Origin of the sequence: Pantoea sp. FN0302 (assembly GCF_050113775.1) — a bacterium.
GTDB classification, from domain to species: domain Bacteria; phylum Pseudomonadota; class Gammaproteobacteria; order Enterobacterales; family Enterobacteriaceae; genus Mixta; species Mixta alhagi.
The window spans coordinates 1,358,898-1,374,086 of record NZ_JBNJSM010000001.1 but is presented as its reverse complement, the minus strand read 5'-3'; the positions used below and the strand labels follow the sequence as shown (position 1 = coordinate 1,374,086).

The 15,189-nt window shown below is 50.3% G+C and carries 15 protein-coding genes and 3 pseudogenes; 8 read left to right on the top strand and 10 right to left on the bottom strand.

Features of this window, described 5'->3' with window-relative positions; all coding sequences use genetic code 11:
- Nucleotides 1-193, bottom strand: a pseudogene (locus ACQE32_RS06315) (glyceraldehyde 3-phosphate dehydrogenase NAD-binding domain-containing protein); the annotation flags it as partial.
- A gap of 182 nt (nucleotides 194-375) precedes the next feature.
- Here ACQE32_RS06315 and ACQE32_RS06310 point away from each other — a divergent pair.
- Entirely contained in the window at nucleotides 376-1,497 is a 1,122-nt protein-coding gene (locus ACQE32_RS06310) for an aminotransferase class V-fold PLP-dependent enzyme (protein ID WP_427021500.1), read from the top strand.
- A gap of 26 nt (nucleotides 1,498-1,523) precedes the next feature.
- On the opposite strand, the gene ACQE32_RS06305 is transcribed toward ACQE32_RS06310, so the two are convergent.
- Nucleotides 1,524-2,192, bottom strand: a complete 669-nt coding sequence (locus tag ACQE32_RS06305) for a YecA family protein (protein WP_427021499.1) — start codon at nucleotides 2,190-2,192, stop codon at nucleotides 1,524-1,526.
- 366 nt (nucleotides 2,193-2,558) lie between these two features.
- Between ACQE32_RS06305 and ACQE32_RS06300 the strand changes: the two genes are divergently transcribed.
- The 3 genes from ACQE32_RS06300 to ACQE32_RS06290 all read left to right on the top strand — a co-directional run bounded on the left by ACQE32_RS06300 (nucleotide 2,559) and on the right by ACQE32_RS06290 (nucleotide 5,267).
- Entirely contained in the window at nucleotides 2,559-2,885 is a 327-nt protein-coding gene (locus tag ACQE32_RS06300) for a four-helix bundle copper-binding protein (RefSeq protein ID WP_426981561.1), read from the top strand.
- Nucleotides 2,886-3,382: 497 nt separating this feature from the next.
- Entirely contained in the window at nucleotides 3,383-4,618 is a 1,236-nt protein-coding gene (locus tag ACQE32_RS06295; protein ID WP_426972822.1) for a cation:proton antiporter, read from the top strand.
- A 121-nt stretch (nucleotides 4,619-4,739) separates the two neighbouring features.
- Entirely contained in the window at nucleotides 4,740-5,267 is a 528-nt protein-coding gene (locus tag ACQE32_RS06290) for a DUF421 domain-containing protein (protein ID WP_426972820.1), read from the top strand.
- 112 nt (nucleotides 5,268-5,379) lie between these two features.
- Here the strand turns inward: ACQE32_RS06290 and ACQE32_RS06285 are convergent, their stop codons facing one another.
- Nucleotides 5,380-5,625 (bottom strand): DUF2543 family protein, encoded by a 246-nt coding sequence (locus tag ACQE32_RS06285; protein ID WP_250652515.1) that lies wholly within the window; start codon nucleotides 5,623-5,625, stop codon nucleotides 5,380-5,382.
- A gap of 247 nt (nucleotides 5,626-5,872) precedes the next feature.
- Nucleotides 5,873-6,355, bottom strand: coding sequence for a cold-shock protein (locus ACQE32_RS06280; RefSeq protein ID WP_426972819.1), 483 nt, complete (start codon nucleotides 6,353-6,355; stop codon nucleotides 5,873-5,875).
- A gap of 159 nt (nucleotides 6,356-6,514) precedes the next feature.
- On the opposite strand from ACQE32_RS06280, the gene ACQE32_RS06275 reads away from it, so the two are divergent.
- Both ACQE32_RS06275 and ACQE32_RS06270 read left to right on the top strand, forming a co-directional pair.
- On the top strand, nucleotides 6,515-6,871 hold the full coding sequence (locus ACQE32_RS06275) for a hypothetical protein (RefSeq protein ID WP_426972818.1): 357 nt from the start codon (nucleotides 6,515-6,517) through the stop codon (nucleotides 6,869-6,871).
- Nucleotides 6,864-7,991, top strand: coding sequence for an ABC transporter permease (locus ACQE32_RS06270; RefSeq protein ID WP_426981578.1), 1,128 nt, complete (start codon nucleotides 6,864-6,866; stop codon nucleotides 7,989-7,991). The genes ACQE32_RS06275 and ACQE32_RS06270 overlap by 8 nt, the downstream gene beginning before the upstream one ends.
- 29 nt (nucleotides 7,992-8,020) lie before the next feature.
- On the opposite strand, the gene ACQE32_RS06265 is transcribed toward ACQE32_RS06270, so the two are convergent.
- The 4 genes and pseudogenes from ACQE32_RS06265 to ychF form a co-directional block, all read right to left on the bottom strand.
- Complete coding sequence (locus ACQE32_RS06265) at nucleotides 8,021-8,992, bottom strand: alpha/beta hydrolase family protein (RefSeq protein WP_427021498.1); 972 nt, start codon at nucleotides 8,990-8,992, stop codon at nucleotides 8,021-8,023.
- A 333-nt stretch (nucleotides 8,993-9,325) separates the two neighbouring features.
- Nucleotides 9,326-9,523 (bottom strand): annotated as a pseudogene (locus ACQE32_RS06260) (DUF2569 family protein); the annotation flags it as partial.
- Between the two features lie 252 nt (nucleotides 9,524-9,775).
- Nucleotides 9,776-10,601 (bottom strand): annotated as a pseudogene (locus ACQE32_RS06255) (IS3 family transposase); the annotation flags it as partial.
- A gap of 183 nt (nucleotides 10,602-10,784) precedes the next feature.
- Nucleotides 10,785-11,876: a redox-regulated ATPase YchF gene (ychF, locus tag ACQE32_RS06250; protein WP_426972812.1), complete on the bottom strand. Its 1,092-nt coding sequence runs from the start codon at nucleotides 11,874-11,876 to the stop codon at nucleotides 10,785-10,787.
- Nucleotides 11,877-12,092: 216 nt separating this feature from the next.
- Here ychF and ACQE32_RS06245 point away from each other — a divergent pair, with 216 nt between their 5' ends.
- Nucleotides 12,093-12,785 carry an EAL domain-containing protein gene (locus tag ACQE32_RS06245; protein WP_426972810.1) on the top strand — a complete coding sequence of 231 codons (693 nt, stop codon included), beginning with the start codon at nucleotides 12,093-12,095 and terminating at the stop codon, nucleotides 12,783-12,785.
- Nucleotides 12,786-12,801: 16 nt separating this feature from the next.
- Here ACQE32_RS06245 and pth read toward each other — a convergent pair whose 3' ends face one another.
- Nucleotides 12,802-13,389, bottom strand: coding sequence for an aminoacyl-tRNA hydrolase (gene pth, locus ACQE32_RS06240; RefSeq protein ID WP_426972808.1), 588 nt, complete (start codon nucleotides 13,387-13,389; stop codon nucleotides 12,802-12,804).
- Between the two features lie 250 nt (nucleotides 13,390-13,639).
- Here pth and ychH point away from each other — a divergent pair, with 250 nt between their 5' ends.
- Nucleotides 13,640-13,927, top strand: coding sequence for a stress-induced protein YchH (gene ychH / locus ACQE32_RS06235; protein WP_250652519.1), 288 nt, complete (start codon nucleotides 13,640-13,642; stop codon nucleotides 13,925-13,927).
- Here the strand turns inward: ychH and ACQE32_RS06230 are convergent.
- Nucleotides 13,924-15,084 carry a diguanylate cyclase gene (locus ACQE32_RS06230; protein ID WP_426972804.1) on the bottom strand — a complete coding sequence of 387 codons (1,161 nt, stop codon included), beginning with the start codon at nucleotides 15,082-15,084 and terminating at the stop codon, nucleotides 13,924-13,926. The two genes, ychH and ACQE32_RS06230, sit on opposite strands and share 4 nt — an antisense overlap.
- Between the last annotated feature and the right edge of the window lie 105 nt (nucleotides 15,085-15,189).

The window sequence follows — 15,189 nt, the reverse complement described above, 5'->3', positions numbered from 1 at the left end:
ACCATCGATGCTACGCTGCCCATGGCTTGCCTCCATGGCCGCCGGCAGCGTGCCCAGCAGAGAGCAGGTGAGCCAGCGTTTTGCTGTCTGTCAGATTGTTTATCGCCACAATCTGCAGCGCTGGGTTGCCCAGTGCTGCGCGTAGTACGTTGCGCCCGATCCTGCCAAATCCATTAATACCGATTCTGACCATGATAACCCCTTGTCTGTTGTCCCGGGTGGCGCGCAGAGAAGAAGAAGCGGCAACCTGTTTTGGGTGTGTTTTTCTGAGAATGATGTTAAAAAAATAAATCTTTTAACAAAATATTATGAGTATGCTGGCGCGACTGCCCGGTCGCCTTGCAGCATTAAGTCTGTCTTTCACAGGAGCGTCGCGTGTCTGTTAACATCCCTCAGCATTTAATTCCCTCCGATCCGCGTTTTGGCTGTGGCCCTTCATTAATTCGCCTGGAAGATCTGGCCCGCCTGCAACAGCAAGGGCCGCATCTGTTAGGCACCAGTCATCGCAAAGAGCCGGTAAAAGCGTTATGTCGGGAAATTCAGGATAACCTGCGCAGCTATTTAAATGTTCCTCAGGACTACAGCATCGTGCTGGGGAACGGTGGCGCGACCCTATTGTTTGATATGGTTGGACTTGGGCTGGTGAAAAAGCGCATCGTTCATCATGTCTGCGGCGAGTTCTCTGATAAATGGTTTAACGCTTCCCGACGTATTCCCTGGATCGAGGCGGAAAAGCGCCAGGTAGAAAATGGGCAGGGCAATGTGATGACGCAAGGCGAAGGCGCAGACGTTGTTGCCGTTACGCTGAACGAAACCTCTACCGGCGTAATGAATACCCTTTTGCCGGACGTTGATGAGCACTGCCTGCTGGCGGTAGATGCCACCAGCGGCGCGGGACAGGTAGCCTGCGATATTTCCCGTACCGATCTCTTTTTCTTCTCTCCACAAAAGGTTTTCGCCAGCGAAGGAGGGCTGTTTGTGGCCTTGCTGTCGCCGAAAGCGAAAGCCCGTATCGCGGAGGTCGCCGCGGATCGTGAGCGCTATATTCCGGTTTTTGCCGACTGGCGGCTGGCGCTGAGTAACAGCGAGCAGGCGCAAACTTATAATACGCCAGCCGTGGTAACGCTATGGCTGTTTGCTGAGCAGGTTAAGCGGATGAATGCGCTGGGATTCGCGCAGGTAGAGCAGCAGGCAAAAGAGAAGGCCGAGTGGATCTATCAATGGGCGCAGACGCATAACAGCTTATCCTGCTATGTGGCGGATCCGTGGGCGCGTTCAACTACGGTGGCGACCATCAACGTTGCCGATTCGGTTGACGTAAGCAAGCTGACAGCCTGGCTGGAACAGCGGCAGCTGGTTTATGGTATTGATGGCTACCGGGCGCTGGGCCGTAACCAGCTACGCATTGCGCTATTTCATAATATTTCGCTGGAGGATTTGAAAAAGCTTACGGCGTTAATCGATTATCTGATCGACTGCGGGGGATTTGCCGCATAAAAAATGCGCCCGCAGGCGCATCATGCTTAGTGCAGGCAGCACTGCTTATATTTTTTACCACTGCCGCAGAAACAGGGATCGTTGCGGCCTGGCTTTTGCCCGGTGACGATTGGCTGCTGCGGCGCAGGCACCGCTTCCGGCTGGGCGATCCAGTAATCGTGCAGCGCCAGCGCAGCAGGGCGAATGGCGGCAAATCGTGCTTCCATCTCTTCCGGGGAAAGGTTTTCCAGCTGCGGGAAATTTTCCTCTTTACCGTGCAGGGCGATGGCTTCCAGCGCAGGTTGTAAATTTTCCGGCAGCGTTGACCAGTCGCTCAGCGCCACGCCGCGCATATAGCCAAAGCACCACTCTTCCACCACGGTGAAATCCTGGCCTTCGGTTTCACGTACGCCAAACAATGGATCGAACTGCTCGGGAAAATCCGCAAGACGATCGGCAATATCGTTCATATGCTGGAAGCAGAGCTCCATAAAGCGGTTCATTTCACGCTCGTTGCTCCATTTCGGAATGCGCTTCTCACCGCCCCAGAGCGCTACCAGCCATTGGGCTGGCTCAATGGTTTTCGGACCGGAAAGCACGGCGGTCAGCAGGCCATCCAGCTCGGCAACATCCACGATTGACTCCTCGCTGCCATATTTATCCAGCATTTCGTCAAGCCATTGCAGCTCTTTCTCGGTCAATGGGCCTTCTTTCATACTGTTGCCTCCTGGGCGCTTAGATTTAAAACCGCAGCAGTGTACACGCTTATCCGCTCAGCTTAGCTATAAATATGACAACTGGCCTGGCGAGGCGGCGAGGGAATCAGGCGTCGGGTTTATTTTTGCCATTATTTTACGACGGCACTAAACAGCATCTATGCCTGCTTTTTGCAACAAGAACGTTGAAAGTGGTTTTGCGATCTGTTTCGGAAACCCCGGCAGCTTGTGAGTGGCTTTTCCTTTATCCTACCCGTTCGTATTCTGATAAATTTTACTGAAATTAACAGGCTACTTTGCAGCACTGGCTATTATGATCCAGGATTATTACTTACCAGACAACAATCAGGGTAAGGGAGAAAATATATGTCAGAAAAATACCGCAGCTGTATTGAAGCCTGTTATATCTGCGCCGCAACGTGTGATTACTGTGCCACGTCATGTTTGAAGGAGGCGGATGTCGATATGATGCGTGAATGTATCCGCTCGGACATGCAGTGTGCCGCCATCTGTCGTCTGGCCGCGCAGTTTATGACGCTTGAAAGTGAATTCTCTGCTGAACTCTGCAACCTCTGCGCTGATATCTGTCAGAAATGCGGCGATGAATGCGCGAAACATGAGCACAACCATTGTAAAAAGTGTGCCGAAGCCTGTCACCGGTGTGCCGAAGAATGCAGAAAAATGGCCGCCTGATAATGCGGAGGCCAGAGAGCTGACTGGATACGCCTTTCTGATATTCAACGTAAAGCGTTTCTTTTGGGCAGAAGACACCCCGGCTCTGTGAGATACGCCAGACATTTGCGCCAACTGAGCAAGGTTGCTTACGCATAAAATCTGACTGATCTCTTTTCACTGTCCCGACAACAATCCTGTTCCGCACCGGAAAGAGAGACTGGTTTTATAAAGGTCGTTGAAATCCTGTATTTCAGGCCAGCTGCCATCTAAAAAATACTCCTTCTAATGGAGCGGCTTCTTGCTCTTCCGATGCTGCCGAACGGCAGGAGCGTGCTGATTTCGGTGCTCTTTTTTTAACTCAGGGACGGGCATATAACAGCGGTGGGTTTGACTCCACCCCGGTGGGCTTTACAGGCAGCGCTGCGATTTATACCCCTGGCCGCCATGTCGTGGCAAAACAGGGGCGGGCTGCTGCTTTGTTCATGAACGGGCTATCTGGCTGAAGAGGGACTCAAATGCTGAACATTGCAGCCATCTTTTTGTGTATTACTGCTCTACTGGCGTATCTCAACCGGCGTTATGTTGGGCTGCCGTCGGCTATCGGCGTTATGGCCATTGCGCTGGTCATTTCCCTGTTTAATATGCTCGCCGACACGTTGGGAATCCCTGTTTTACGGACGCTTGAGCAATCTCTGGTTGAATCCGTAGATTTTTCCGAGCTGCTGATGCAGGGGATGCTGTCACTGTTACTGTTTGCCGGCGCTTTACATGTGGATCTGCATAAGCTGCGTGCCTACCGGTGGCAGGTGGCTTCACTTGCCATTATCGGCACGGCATTCTCAACCGTCATCATTGGCGTGTGTTTATGGGGAATTCTTACGCTCACCAGCCTGCAACTGCCTTTCGCTTATTGCCTGATTTTTGGGGCATTAATTTCACCTACTGACCCGATTGCCGTGATTGGTATTTTGCGTTCTGCCGGGGCACCCAAAAATGTTGAGCTCGTTATGTCAGGCGAATCGCTCTTTAACGATGGGGTCAGCGTGGTTTTGTTTTCACTGATTCTCTCCATGATTACCAGCGCTGAAGCCCCCGGCATTACGGAAGCTATGACTCTTCTTATCAGGGAGGCGGGGGGTGGGGCCCTGTTGGGAGGGGGTGTTGGTTACATTATTTATTTAATGCTCAAAAGCATCGACAGCTATCAGGAGGAAGTGCTGCTTACCCTGGCTGCGGTACTGGGCGGCTATGCGCTGGCTACGTACCTCGAAGTATCAGGGCCGCTGGCTATGGTAGTCATGGGGCTTATCATTGGGAATCAGGGCCGCTCAAACGCAATGTCAGAAGAGACGGAACGCCATATTGATATGTTCTGGGAGCTTATTGACGAGATACTCAATGCCGTGCTGTTTGTGCTGATTGGTCTGGAGGTGATATTGATTCATTTTACCCATAAGCTTCTGGGCGTGGCATGCATAGTTATTCTTCTGACGCTTTTTACCCGGCTACTGACTGTGGGCCTACCTATCGGCCTGTTTAACCGTATTTTCAGGTTGCCGAAGGGGGCATGGGCGGTGCTGACCTGGGGTGGGTTACGTGGCGGTATCTCAGTGGCATTAGCGCTTTCCCTGCCGACAGGGGAGCATCGCGACACCGTCGTGTCGCTTACCTATCTTGTCGTAGTATTTTCAATACTTGTTCAGGGTATGTCCGTTGGGAAGCTTGCCCGTCGCATTATACGACCAGATTAAGTTTTATAATGGCAATGCTGCATCACCTGAAAAAATGAGTTGCAGTTAACCCTATATGGCTAAGCGCCCGTACCCACAGACCCGGGAATTTCCTTTAATTAATGTAACTACCGGAGAAATAATGGAAGGGATATTTTTCAGTAGCGGCTCTGCGCTTGTTCGCACGCTGATTATTGGCATTCTTGCTTACGTTAACCTCATCATATTGCTGCGCCTGTCAGGTCGGCGTACGCTGTCTAAAATGAACGCGTTCGATCTGGTGGTTACGGTGGCACTGGGGTCAACGTACGCTACGGTCTTGCTTAACCGCAACGTGTCTCTTGCCCAGGGGACGCTCGCGTTTGCCCTGCTGATTGTGTTGCAGTATGGAGTCACCTGGTCCAGCGTCAGAGCTGGTTGGTTCCGCAAGCTGGTAACCGGTGAGCCAGCCTTATTATTCTATCAGGGCCATTTTCTTACCCAGGCGATGCGGTCGTCCCGTGTAACAAAAGACGAAGTCCGTTCAGCTATCCGGGCAGGGGGCTTTGCTGCCCTGGAAGACATCGAAGCGGTGGTGCTGGAAACAGACGGGAGCTTTAGTATCGTCAGGTCTGGGGCGGAAGGCCGTTCCGCGCTTTCTGACGTCACCATACAGAACTCCGATGACTGAATTTTCAACCAGCGCCGTTTAGCACGAAGTGGCAAGGCTGAGGGAGCGTTCGATCTGCAAAAACGGACACCACACTCACGTTGTATCCGTTTCAAAATCCCCTCAGCGGGAACTACTCATTGCCCCATTGATTCAGGAATGTGGCTATCTCATCAATACGCGCTTCATCGATACCGGCTTCATCAGCGATCTCTTTCTGCGCATCCTCACTGATCTCTTCGTTATTCATTAAGCGCGTAATCAGCAGTTGAAAATAGTGCGCCAGAGGATCGCGTTCTGCGTCGCTCACCGCCCTGGCCGTTTCCGTCGAATACTCATCCACGATGTCATAAAATTTAAGCGGTATTTCTTTGTTCATAAAAGATCCTCAGGGACTGTGTTTGGTGTCAGTTGCTGTTTGCATCGTCTGGCCTGAATAATATCATTCTTGTTGGGTTTTTTGGTCATCCAGTCGGGGCAGGGCGTTAAGGCGATCGGTTTTATGCCGGGAGCGGGCTGATGGCTGGCGAAGGTGATAAAAGAGTTGGCTATCACGGCGCACACAGGCCGATAGCCAGTGTTGAAACATGGCGCAAAATTTCAACACCGGGTCAGTACGCGTTATTTCAAACCTTGAGCAGCTTCACTGTGGCATCTATGTCTATTTCATCTTCCGAGAAGATTAACGTGGTTCCCTGAAAGGTAGTGATTGCCAGTTTTTTCAGTGAACGCATCTCACCAGGCTGCGCCGCTGATTTCGGCCTGATGCTTCTCATCAGTACGCCCACAGACAGTACGGGGCTTTCTTTATCGATGCGGGTATCGGCAGGCACTTCTTCGCTGTAAACCAGGTAGGATTTGATTGAGGTAAGCTTAACGCGCTCGCCTGCAATATAGAGATATTTACTTTCCGGTAAGACTTTTACCGCATATGCTGACAAGCCCTTGCTGTTGGTGGTGGGCTCGAAAGTTACCGCCGCATCTTTCTTTATCAGTTCAGGGTTGGCGACCTTGATCACATGAAAATAACGATTCTCGCCGTTTTCATCTTTGATAAATCCAAAACCTTTATCCTGAAACCACGTTGTGATTGTTCCGTTCATCGCCATTACCGCCTGATTAATCGTTTATCTACTGACTTTTTGCAGCGCGCAGTGTAAAGCACATTGCCTGCGCAGACCATGTCTTTGGTTTAAGTCTGGATGATAAATTTCAGGTATGCGAGGGGATAGCCTGGTAAAAGAGTCAGCGACACAGAGTGGAATTATATGGAAGAAGCGGAGTACCTCTGCGGACGTATCTGCATCATGAATCAAGGGGAAATCCTGACGCAGGGCAGCATGACGCAGCTGTTGAAAAAACATTGCGATGGTGAAGTGGTTGAGTGCCGTACTGCGCAGCCTCAAAGGCTGGAAGCCATCAGGAAGCATGCTCAGGTACTGGAATACAACGTTAATGAGAAGGAAGGCAGAGTGAGTATGCTTATTGTAAATGCATCCAGCTTTATCAGTTATTTACTGGCCTTTACGCAGAAAGAGGGCGTGGAAATCGGTGAGCTGGTGGTGCGCAAAAAAACGCTTGATGATCTTTTTATGTCGCTGGCGGGGAGAGGCTTTCATGAATAATGCCCTGTTTAACCTGATGCTCACGCAGTTTCGGCAATATATACGCGAACCGCAAATCCTGTTCTGGTCGTTCGGGTTTCCGCTGTTGCTGGTGTGGTTGCTGGGGCTTTCTTTTTCTTCGCAAGACATTCCGGAACGGCGTATTGGCGTTGTGTTACCGCAGGATCGCGCCGCCGCCGCCCAGGTTCGCCAGTGGAGCGAGCAGCTGTCTGCTAACCCGCATCAATTATCCGGCGTTATCAATTTGCCTGAGGTTAAACGTCAACATCTGATAAAGGTGACTTATCGCGTAAGCTATTATCAGAATCGTGATGAGGTGATACTGGCGCTTAAACGCGGCGACATTCAAATGTTTGTGGAAGCGACGCAACCAAAAGAGGGGGATAACGCCGAGCCAAAGCGGATTTACTATCTTGATCCGCAGGATAACGAAGCGATGCTGTCATATTATTTATTGAATGAGAAAGAAAAGGGCGCGCAACAGCCGCAGGATAATAATCTTTCGGTGCTGGAAACCGCAGGGCTACGATACGTTGACTTTTTGGTGCCTGGGCTGCTGGCGATGGCGATCATGGAAACCTGTCTGATTGCCGTCGGCTGGGCGCTGGTGGAAAAACGTATTACCCGCGTGACGCGGCAGATGTGTATTACGCCAATGCGTAAATCGACCTTTTTGCTGGCACATATCGGCGCCTGTTTCCTGATTAACTTTATCGAAATTTTGATTATCAACCTGTTTGCCCGCGTCTATTTTGATGTGGAAATTCAGGGATCTTTTAACGCGTTTCTGCTGCTGCTGTTTGCAGGCAATGTCTGTTTCTCTGGGATGGCTGTATTAGCTTCTTCAAGAGCGATGAAAGCGCAAACGGCCAACGGTCTGCTTGAAGTGACTATTCTGATTCAGGTTTTGCTCTCTGGCATCTTTTTCAGTTATAAAAATTTCCCGCACTGGATGGCTTCCATTATTGAATATCTGCCATTAACTGTTTTGGCGGATGCGATGAGGAAGGTCTTTATTGAAGGCGCGCATGTGCAGCTGGTGATGCCTGCTACGTTGATGCTGTTGGGTTTTGGCTTGATTACCTTTATTATCGGAATGAGAATTTTCCGTTGGTATTAAAAAGAGGCGGGGCTTTCCCGCCTTCTCTATTACTGGCAGTCACGGTGCTGCCAGGAAAATTGCTGCTGATCCTGTAAAAAACCAGGGTAAAAAATGGTTCGTGGAAAAAACAGCCCCTTGTACCCGCTTTTTACGAAAGACTCCTCGGTGCTTTTTTCCAGCATAGAGTGTGTGGCCTGAGGATAGCGTTTTATTTCCAGTTTATTCGCCCGGTTTAAATATTGACGGTATATCTGTTCAGTATTGTTAATATCGACATTGATATCTTTACCACCGAGCGCCAAAAATACCGGAGAGCGTATAGCGCTAAGATCCTGCGTGGCATCGGCACGATAATTTTTATGCACGAAATGCCAGCGCTCGGCAGTAAAGTCGGCGGCGTCACCCTGTGTTTTCTGATACTGCTCAAAAGAAGCATTATTATTAAGTAGCGATAACACCTGCCGGTCGCGCTTTAATTCCATATCGATTTCATGCTGCGAGCGGCCCTGTTGTTTCATGCTGGCGATAGTATTATAGCGACCCTGTTGCAGCCAATTAATTGCAGGGGAAACCGCGATCATAAAACAGAGATCAGGATATCTGACCGCAACTTTTGGCATAACCCAGCCTCCCTGGCTGGCGGCCCATAGCGCGATGCGCTGGCCATCCAACTGCGGCTGGCCTTTTATCCAGTGAATAGCTGCCACTACTTCATCGGCACGATCATCCATGCTTTGCTGCAACCAGTTACCGGGTGCGCCGCCAACGCCAGGCTTATTCCATGACAAGGAGGCGAAGCCTGAACGCGCCAGCGCTTCCCAGATCGGCCGGTAAAAGCCACCATGCGTTGCGTTGATGGGGCCATCGCCATGGATAAATATAACCACACCGGGTTTTCCATCCGCCAGCGGATGGCGTGGCATCGCCAGAATAGCATCAAGATTATTTGGCTGGTGAGAAATAGTGATGCTCTTTTCATTAAGCTGATAACTATTCTGATAGAGAATAATAGCCAGCACGGTTGAGCTTATGGCCAGAGTGCCTATCGTCTTCCTTTTTAATAAAAACCGCCTGATCAGTTTCATTGCTTTTATCTTAGGGGGAATGTAAAGGTACATTAATAAAAGCCATTAATCAGGTCAAGTACAAAGCGCCTTTGCACAGCAGTCAGAAATTAATTAATATTTAACGTTTTAATGCTTGCATTTAGCAATTTGCTGCGTACCCTGACTGGCGCAAGCCTTCCTGAACAGGTATACCGACCTGCCGAGAGGAAAGGTAACTTCTACTGAGCAGGATCATTATAAGCCAGGGGGGGGGCGTCGCCCTATAAATGACGGTGCGCTTAACGCCTACCGGATAAAAGTTTTCTTAACGCGTACAGAACAACGGAAGTAAGGTATCCAGATGCATGCGTAAATCGTATGCGTAACGATTCGCATCACCTGGTTAGCGTTCATCGGGATATCCGGATATATATAAGAGGTCGCCAGCCGGTCAAGGATCATAATGGCGAGCCCAGCAGCTATTAATAAAATATAAGCCAGCGGTAATTCCTTTTTTTACGTGCAAACAGCGATAACGTGTAAATAACATAAAGCAGAAGAATAAAATTAATGCCTGTTGCAATAAATAAATAGCTCGGTTGAGCAATTGACAGTTGACCTAACGTTTCCAGTCCGGTTTTTAACGTAACGGACAGAGAGGTGAAATAACCTTAGGAGACTAAAATCATATTGAGCTATGGCAGATATAGTAGGCCGCCTATTTTCCGGTACTGCTTTTGTTCACATTCAGGGCTGGCTACCCTGAGCGCCCTGGAACATCACCCCGACGGGCTTACCGCGAGTTTCCAATGCCATTTCCAGCGCTTTCATGGTGAGTCTGCTGTCTGGCGAGAACGACATTGCCCGGCCCACTGGTTTTCTTGCGAACAGGTCGAGAACAACGGTGAGGTACGCCCAGCGCTTACCCGTCCAGATATAGGTCACATCACCGCACCACACCACACCTGGTTTGGCTCTGTTACGGCGAACTGCCGCTCAAGGTGATTAGGGATAGCAACATGTTCATGACCACCACGCTTGTACTGGTGAGTTGGCTGCTGGCAACTCACCAGCCCCAGCTCTTTCATTAGCCTGCCTGCGAGCCAGCGCCCCATCTGGCAGCCTCTCTGGGTTGCCATTGTGGCGATGCTTCTTGCTCCGGCCGAACCGTGACTGATGCCATGCAGCTCAAGTACCTGACTTCGTAACATAGCCGTCTGCCGTCTGGTTTTTCAGGACGGTTTTTTCCAGTATTTATAGCTGCTGCGATGAACCCCGAACACATGGCAGAGAGTGGCCACAGGATAGCGCGCCCTGAGTTTCCCGATTATCGAGAACGGTTCAGGGAGTCTGACATCAAGAGCGCGGTAGCCTTTTTTAATATTTCGTTTTCCATTTCAATACGTTGTAACTTTTTCTTCAGTTCACGTATTTCGATTTGTTCCGGTGTTATCGGAGAGGCTTTTGGTGTATTGCCCTGACGCTCTTCACGCAGTTGCCTGACCCATTTTGTCATCGTGGAAAGACCGACATCCATAGCCTTAGCGGCATCAGAGACGGTGTGGTTTTGATCGACAACCAACTGTACTCATTTAGAATGAAGATGGAAGTCTAATGTACTCACCTATGTACTCAATTTTCACTGCGCTTCTACGACATCACCTGAGACAATATGAAATGAAAAATCCACACAAGTGCGTGGATTTAATGATTTTCTTTTATTGTTATGAGATTTAATAAAACCTCATGAGACAACAGATTTTATTTAGACGTTGAACAGGAAGTTCATCACATCGCCATCTTTAACGATATACTCTTTGCCTTCTGAACGCATCTTGCCGGCTTCTTTCGCGCCCTGTTCACCTTTGTAGGTAATAAAATCTTCAAAAGCGATGGTCTGCGCGCGGATAAAGCCTTTTTCAAAGTCAGTATGGATCTTACCGGCCGCCTGCGGCGCGGTGGCCCCGACAGGAATCGTCCAGGCGCGTACTTCTTTTACGCCTGCGGTGAAATAGGTCTGCAGATTCAGCAGCGCATAGCCGGCACGAATAACACGGTTCAGGCCCGGCTCTTCCAGACCCAGCTCCGCCATAAACTCGGCGCGCTCGTCATCTTCCAGCTCGGCGATATCAGATTCAACGGCGGCGCAAACCGGCACGACCACAGAACCTTCCTGTTCAGCGATAGCGCGTACCTGATCCAGATAAGGGTTATTCTCGAAGCCATCTTCATTCACGTTAGCGATGTACATGGTTGGCTTCAGCGTCAGGAAGCTCAGATAGCGGATCGCCGCTTTCTCTTCTTCATCCAGCGACAGGGCGCGCAGCATACCAGCATTTTCCAGGTGCGGCAGACACTTCTCCAGCACCGCCTGCTCCAGTTTGGCGTCTTTATCGCCGCCTTTGGCTTTTTTCTGTATGCGCTGCAGGGCACGTTCACAGGTATCCAGGTCGGAAAGCGCCAGCTCAGTATTAATGACGTCAATATCTTCCGCCGGGTTTACTTTGCCGGAAACATGAATGATATTATCGTTTTCAAAGCAGCGGACTACGTGGCCAATCGCTTCGGTTTCACGAATATTTGTCAGGAACTGGTTACCCAGGCCTTCACCTTTGGATGCCCCTTTTACCAGACCAGCAATATCAACAAATTCCATTGTGGTCGGGATAATACGCTGCGGCTTAACAATTTCCGCCAGCTGGTCGAGACGTGAATCAGGCATTGGCACCACGCCGGTATTAGGCTCAATGGTACAGAACGGGAAATTTGCTGCTTCGATGCCCGCTTTGGTTAACGCATTGAACAGAGTGGATTTACCCACGTTAGGCAGGCCCACGATACCGCATTTGAATCCCATGTTTGAATCACCTTAATTGCTGAGATAACCGGACAATAACCGTTGCCGGTAATGACATGAAAAATTTGCCGCTATTATACACGTAATTATGGCCCGGATGCGGCTGATTTCATCCTGAGCCAGTGGGAAAACGCGTTTTAAAACTGCAATTGTGCTGATTGTTGCTGATAATAAGAACGAGGCGTAACGAGAAGCGAGAGGCGCAACCAGTTTTCTATGATCAAGCTGCAACAGCCGCTGGAAATAATGTGCGATGTGCTGCATACGCCTGCTGGTCGTATCGTTGCGCTTGATCTGCACTATGATGAGCCGCATTCGGCCGCCTATCGTAGCGTAGTTGGTCGCCTGAAGCTGGAATCCCTCTCTACGGCGCAGCGGGAAGAGATGCTCATCCACCAACTGCTGAGCCTGGAAAGCATGTCCGCCTTGCTGCGTCAGCGCCAGTGGCTTTGTTGTATTACGCTCGATTTTGCGCTGGCGCAGCGGGTTACCGAATCGGCTTTTATACGCCATGCCCTACAACATCTGCCTTTTTTACGGCTGTCGTTATCTGAAGCTTTTCCCAACCTGCATGATGGCATCGATAATCCGTTAATCAGAACGCTGTCTGAGCAGATGAATATCTTATGGCTGAGCGATCTTGGCGCTGGCTACGCTAATCTGAATGCGGTGCAAAGCCATATTTTCGAGGCGGTGAGGCTGGACCGACGTTTTTTCGCCGAAAATGTGCATAAATCGATATTTATCGTGCTGCTGCGACAGATAATGCAAATGACTAACCGGCTGATTGTGGATGGGGTAGAAGACGAGGCGCAGCGGGTCATGCTGGAGCAGCAGGGCGTTTGGGCTTTGCAGAACTACCTGTACGCGCCGCTGCCGCTCAGCAAAATCGGTGACCTGCCGGATTAACGCAGCAGGTGTAACCTTAACTCGCTTTATAGCTATGCAGCCGGTTCATCGCCTTCAGCAAGTCATCTTTTAACCAGACTTCTGTACAGCGAGCTGCCTCATCAACCGCATTATCGATCAGCGTTTGCTCAGAGGTGGGCGGTTTACCCAGCACAAAACCCACCACCTTATTGCGATCGCCCGGATGACCAATACCAATGCGCAGGCGATGAAAGTTGGGATTATTGCCCAGTTTGCTGATGATATCTTTCAGCCCGTTATGGCCGCCATGTCCGCCGCCCAGCTTGAACTTCGCTACGCCTGGCGGGAGATCCAACTCATCATGGGCCACCAGAATCTCTTCAGGGGCAATGCGATAAAAGGTCGCCATCGCCGCCACCGCTTTACCGCTCAGGTTCATAAAGGTGGTTGGCACCAGCAGGCGCACATCTTTCCCCGCCACGTTAAGTCGTGCGGTATAGCCAAAAAACTTACTCTCTTCTTTCAGGGACTGATTATGGCGCTCTGCGAGTAAATCCACATACCAGGCACCGGCATTGTGGCGCGTTGCGGCGTATTCGGCGCCAGGGTTGGCAAGGCCAACAATCAGCTTAATCTCACTCACGGGGGTCTTTCCTGCTAAAAACCGAAGGGCGATAGTGTAGCGGCCTGCTGACAAGAATACAAAGCGGGTTAGGCTTTTAGTTACGGTAGTAAATAATATGTTTTCTATATAAATACAGACGGTTATCAATAAATTTTATCGAACAGTAGTTAAAATGTGTGATCGTGCGCCCAACGGGCAGTTGGGTCATCTCCTAAGCTTAGGGTGGTTTAACAGTATGTGCTGTGCAGCCAAAAAAAGGAGGCAGGGGATGAAACGTAAAAACGCAATGATTGCAGGTAATGGTTTGATGGGGCTGGGGTTACTGACCATGATTGCAGGCATCGGCTATGCGGTACTAAACCAGCTGCCGCAGCTCCAGTTGCCTCCAATGCTAACGCCTCTCGCGATCCTGAGTATTTTTATTGGCGCACTGTTGTGGCTGGTGGGCGCACGTATTAGCGGACGTGAAAAAGTGGCCGATAAGTATTACTGGTTGCGTCACTGTGGCGATCAACGTTGCCGTCGTGCCTCTCATCAACGCCCCCATAGCCATTAAAGGTTAAGGTTCACCAGCGTCGCGCTCTGCGGCGCTGTGGTTTTTATCTCAATACGGTTGCGTCCACCCGCTTTAGCTTCATAAAGCGCTTTATCCGCCATCATCATCAATGACGAAAAGCTGTGGGTTTTGCCAGCCGCAATGCCGATACTTACCGTGTATTCAATATTATCCGGGCGAGAAACCATCGCCAGGAGCCGAATCTCTTCACATAAACTCCGCGCTTTCTCTACATCACCGACAAAAAGTGCGGCAAATTCCTCACCGCCCAGTCGGGAAAAGGTACATTCTGCGGGCAAAACTTTCTCTACGACGCGGCAAAAATCCAGCAGCACCCGATCGCCCTGATTATGGCCATACCGGTCGTTGATGCTTTTGAAATGATCCAGATCGAAGACCATGGCGACCAGAGGAAGCTGTTTTTGCATGCTTTTTTTCTCAGCAAGCCCCGCCTGGGCAAATAACGCACGGCGGTTCCAGACGCTGGTTAGGGGATCGCGTAACGAAGCCTGTTTATAGCGTATCTGCGTGCGCTCATTCACCATTGCCAGAATAGTGAATGTCAGGCCAATCACAAACAGCGTTGATTCCAGGATAACGTAGCTGGAAAACGGGCTATGTCCCATCGCATTGTGAGCGGAGGAGCCGCTGTCGAAACACATGCGCGAGAGATGAAACACCAGATGAAAGCAGAGCAGGAGCTGAGCTGGCCAGAAAGTGATCTGCAGGCAGGCGCGTGAACGGACCAGCATAATAATCAATGCAACGGTATAGCTGATGCACAGCAGGCAGCTCACCATAATGCGCTTTGGTATCGAGTAATAAAACGAAGGAAAACAGCAGAGCAGCGCCCAAAGCAGCGCACCAAACAGCCAGCTAATCCCGGGGCGAAACCCGGAAAACACGCGAAAGGCGTTCAGCCACATGCCATAGGCCAGCATCACTAACGTGTTGCCCACCGCCACCGGCAGGAACAGAAGACCATGATTACGCAGGCTGCCGAGCCATACCGAGATCATCATGGCGATAATTGCCACGGTGGTGAAGCCCAGCACGCGATCGTACTGCGCGCCGCTCCAGGCAAAAATCATAATTATGCTCAGAAAGCCCAGCACATAGAGTTCACAGATAAACAGTGTGTAGACATCAAGTGCCATAACGCGCTTCCCTATAAAAAAACCGCAGCAAAATATCATGACTCGCCGGTTGTAAAAAGCGCTTAACGCAGCGGTAAAAGAAATGCCATGAACTTTACGCGCTTT

Bases quoted from the DNA above. Each gene is read 5' to 3' on its own strand.
- ACQE32_RS06285 (WP_250652515.1), bottom strand. From the start codon at position 5,625: ATGAACAAAGAAATACCGCTTAAATTTTATGACATCGTGGATGAGTAT.
- ACQE32_RS06275 (WP_426972818.1), top strand. From the start codon at position 6,515: ATGGAAGAAGCGGAGTACCTCTGCGGACGTATCTGCATCATGAATCAA.
- ychF (WP_426972812.1), bottom strand. From the start codon at position 11,876: ATGGGATTCAAATGCGGTATCGTGGGCCTGCCTAACGTGGGTAAATCC.
- ychH (WP_250652519.1), top strand. From the start codon at position 13,640: ATGAAACGTAAAAACGCAATGATTGCAGGTAATGGTTTGATGGGGCTG.
- ACQE32_RS06270 (WP_426981578.1), top strand. From the start codon at position 6,864: ATGAATAATGCCCTGTTTAACCTGATGCTCACGCAGTTTCGGCAATAT.
- ACQE32_RS06300 (WP_426981561.1), top strand. From the start codon at position 2,559: ATGTCAGAAAAATACCGCAGCTGTATTGAAGCCTGTTATATCTGCGCC.
- ACQE32_RS06305 (WP_427021499.1), bottom strand. From the start codon at position 2,192: ATGAAAGAAGGCCCATTGACCGAGAAAGAGCTGCAATGGCTTGACGAA.
- ACQE32_RS06230 (WP_426972804.1), bottom strand. From the start codon at position 15,084: ATGGCACTTGATGTCTACACACTGTTTATCTGTGAACTCTATGTGCTG.
- ACQE32_RS06295 (WP_426972822.1), top strand. From the start codon at position 3,383: ATGCTGAACATTGCAGCCATCTTTTTGTGTATTACTGCTCTACTGGCG.
- ACQE32_RS06245 (WP_426972810.1), top strand. From the start codon at position 12,093: ATGATCAAGCTGCAACAGCCGCTGGAAATAATGTGCGATGTGCTGCAT.
- ACQE32_RS06290 (WP_426972820.1), top strand. From the start codon at position 4,740: ATGGAAGGGATATTTTTCAGTAGCGGCTCTGCGCTTGTTCGCACGCTG.
- ACQE32_RS06280 (WP_426972819.1), bottom strand. From the start codon at position 6,355: ATGGCGATGAACGGAACAATCACAACGTGGTTTCAGGATAAAGGTTTT.